The following is a 3,260-nucleotide window of genomic DNA, read 5'->3' as shown; positions in this document are numbered from 1 at the left end:
AGGGGATGGAAATCTACACAGGTGAGAAATCTACTCAGGTTTATGGCGAAGACGCATGGTTACCGCAAGAAACTTTAGATTTCATTCGTGAATACAAAGTGGCCATCAAAGGCCCGCTAACCACTCCTGTAGGTGGTGGTATTCGTTCACTTAACGTTGCTCTACGCCAAGAACTAGACCTGTATATCTGTGCGCGTCCTGTTCGTTACTTTGACGGCGTACCAAGCCCACTTAAACGCCCAGATCTAACTGATATGGTTATCTACCGTGAAAACTCGGAAGATATCTATGCTGGTGTTGAATTCCAGGCGGGTACCGAAGAAGCAGACAAAGTTATCAAGTTCCTACAAGACGAAATGGGTGCGACTAAGATCCGTTTCCCACAGCAGTGTGGTGTAGGTATCAAGCCTGTTTCTGAAGAAGGTACTAAACGTCTTGTCCGTGCAGCACTGCAGTACACTATCGATAACGATCGTGACTCTTTGACGCTGGTTCACAAAGGTAACATCATGAAGTTCACCGAAGGTGCCTTCAAAGATTGGGGTTACGAAGTGGCAGCGGAATTCGGTGCTGAGCTACTAGATGGCGGCCCTTGGATGACTCTGAAGAACCCTAACACGGGCAAAGAGATCGTTATCAAGGACAGCATCGCTGATGCCTTCCTGCAGCAAATCCTGCTTCGTCCTGCGGAGTATGATGTGATTGCAACGATGAACCTAAACGGTGACTACATCTCTGATGCATTGGCCGCTCAGGTTGGTGGTATCGGTATTGCTCCGGGTGCAAACATAGGTGACGGTGTGGCACTGTTCGAAGCTACTCACGGTACTGCACCTAAGTATGCCGGTCAGGATAAAGTTAACCCAGGTTCACTAATTCTGTCTGCAGAAATGATGCTTCGCCACCTAGGTTGGACTGAAGCGGCAGATCTGATTATCAGCTCAATGGAGTCGGCAATCAGTAACAAGACTGTGACTTACGATTTTGAGCGCCAGATGGAAGGTGCAACATTGCGTAAGTGCTCTGAGTTTGCAGATGACATGATCGAGCAAATGAAGTAATTAGTATCCTTAACGGATAGATAAAGGCTCAGCTTCGGCTGGGCCTTTTTTATTGGAGCCGTTTAGCTGTTTTGTGACGGTTAGCCGCTTTGTCTGTAACTCCCTGAAACAGCTGTCGAGTCCCTCATTTCTGGCATAGGATTATCGGGGCAAGATGTTCGTCAGCGAATTTTTAGCATATGATAGAAGATACGACTGCAAAGAGCGTGTGATTGTTAATAGAAATGTTAATAACGGCGAGGTTACTTTATTCAGTAACTATTCACTTTAGGCATGAGGCAAACAGGCCCAGATAAGATGGCGCTGCGTGAATAGTGAGCGGCGAAGTAGCAGGTTTGAGGCGATAATAAAAAAGGCGAGCCTCGGCTCACCTTAGAAATTGATGTACAAAGTTGAGCGTGGGTTATTTCGCCACTTCACCTTCGACAGGGACTATCTCTCTGGCATGGAAACCCTTAGGACCCGTCTCGACAGTGTAGTTGACCTGCTGGCCAGCCTTGAGAGTGCGGTATCCATCCATTTGGATAGTTGAATAGTGTGCAAAAATATCGCCTTCGCCACTTTCAGGGCAAATGAAACCGAAGCCTTTTGCGTTATTGAACCATTTAACTGTACCTGTTGCCATGCTTTACATCCCTCTTTGCATTCAAGATCCATTTTGCATTAGTATGCCGTTCCTTTTTACCACGACTTGCATACTAATGCTATTTTGATGCAGTTATTATCTACTACAGGTTACACTTTAGTAAAAAGAGCTAGACAGTCAAGTGCATACTATAACATTTTCATAAAATCCTTGTTTCTATGCAGATGATGTAGCAAGCCCTTGAACAAATGACTAAGATGAGATTATGAGCAAGTTATATGAATGGATTATTCCTGAGTCTGACGTACTAGACGAGGAGGATACTCAGGTTAAGCCACCATCGATGTATAAAGTTATTTTAAACAATGATGATTACACTCCGATGGATTTTGTGATAGAAGTGTTACAGAAGTTCTTCTCCATGGATCTGGAGAAAGCCACACAGTTGATGCTTACTGTGCATTACGAAGGGAAAGCTGTATGTGGAACCTTTACCGCTGAAGTCGCCGAGACGAAGGTGGCACAAGTGATGATGTATGCGAGGGAGCATGAACATCCGCTACTGTGTACGAAGGAAAAAGCTTGAACTTTTTCCGGCACACCATTTTGAGTGGTATTTAGGGGAGGTGCCTTATGCTAAACAAAGAACTTGAAGCAAGTCTGAACGGTGCATTCGCAAGAGCAAGGGAAAAACGCCATGAGTTTATGACTGTTGAGCATCTGCTCTTGGCATTGTTAGATAATGCTGCAGCGCAAGAGGCGTTGCTGGCTTGTCGAGCTGATCTGGAAACATTACGTAAAGAGCTCGATTCGTTTATTGAACAAACGACACCGCTAATCCCGGCTGATGATGAAAGCCGCGAGACGCAGCCGACGCTGAGTTTCCAGCGCGTGTTGCAGCGTGCCGTGTTCCACGTCCAGTCCTCCGGCCGCAGTGAAGTTACCGGTGCCAATGTGCTGGTTGCCATTTTCAGCGAGCAGGAATCTCATGCTGCCTACCTGCTTAAGAAGAGTGATATTAGCCGCCTTGACGTGGTTAACTTTATTTCTCACGGAACAGTCAAAGACAGCGATAACGATGACCTGAACGGTTCTGATGTGGGCGGGGACGAACCGCGTGCAGAGCAGAATTCCGAAGATAAGCTAGAAAACTTTGCGACCAACCTGAACCAACTGGCACGTGCGGGCGGAATCGACCCGCTGATTGGCCGTGACCACGAGCTTGAGCGTACGGTACAGGTTCTGTGCCGCCGCCGTAAAAACAACCCGCTGCTGGTAGGTGAAGCCGGTGTCGGTAAGACGGCAATAGCTGAAGGGCTGGCATGGCGCATTGTTGAAGGCCAGGTGCCGGACATTATCAAAGATTGCGTCATTTACTCGCTTGACATTGGTTCCCTGCTTGCAGGTACCAAATACCGTGGTGACTTCGAGAAGCGCTTCAAAGGCATTCTGAAGCAGTTGGAAAAAGAAGACCACGCGGTGCTCTTTATTGACGAGATCCACACCATTATCGGTGCTGGTGCTGCCTCTGGTGGCCAGGTTGATGCCGCTAACCTCATCAAGCCATTGCTGAGCAGTGGTAAAATTCGCTGCATGGGGTCGACGACCTATCA

4 protein-coding genes are annotated in these 3,260 nt (G+C 47.4%); 3 read left to right on the top strand and 1 reads right to left on the bottom strand.

Features of this window, described 5'->3' with window-relative positions; all coding sequences use genetic code 11:
* Window positions 1–1,061 (top strand): NADP-dependent isocitrate dehydrogenase (icd, locus tag MHN01_RS21640; RefSeq protein WP_239413369.1); only part of this gene is annotated, 1,061 nt, incomplete at its 5' end.
* Between the two features lie 403 nt (window positions 1,062–1,464).
* Here icd and cspD read toward each other — a convergent pair.
* On the bottom strand, window positions 1,465–1,686 hold the full coding sequence (cspD, locus tag MHN01_RS21635) for a cold shock domain-containing protein CspD (RefSeq protein WP_160648554.1): 222 nt from the start codon (window positions 1,684–1,686) through the stop codon (window positions 1,465–1,467).
* A 226-nt stretch (window positions 1,687–1,912) separates the two neighbouring features.
* Here cspD and clpS point away from each other — a divergent pair, with 226 nt between their 5' ends.
* Window positions 1,913–2,233, top strand: a complete 321-nt coding sequence (gene clpS, locus MHN01_RS21630) for an ATP-dependent Clp protease adapter ClpS (RefSeq protein WP_075764730.1) — start codon at window positions 1,913–1,915, stop codon at window positions 2,231–2,233.
* A gap of 47 nt (window positions 2,234–2,280) precedes the next feature.
* Window positions 2,281–3,260 (top strand): Clp protease N-terminal domain-containing protein (locus MHN01_RS21625; RefSeq protein WP_239413368.1); only part of this gene is annotated, 980 nt, incomplete at its 3' end.

This window comes from Photobacterium sp. OFAV2-7 (assembly GCF_022347985.1).
In the GTDB taxonomy this organism is placed as follows: Bacteria; Pseudomonadota; Gammaproteobacteria; order Enterobacterales; family Vibrionaceae; genus Photobacterium.
Note: the sequence above shows the minus strand (reverse complement) of the source record. Positions and strands in the feature narration are given on the sequence as shown.

Coding starts and splice junctions, on each gene's coding strand:
- clpS (WP_075764730.1), top strand. CDS start 1,913: ATGAGCAAGTTATATGAATGGATTATTCCTGAGTCTGACGTACTAGAC.
- cspD (WP_160648554.1), bottom strand. CDS start 1,686: ATGGCAACAGGTACAGTTAAATGGTTCAATAACGCAAAAGGCTTCGGT.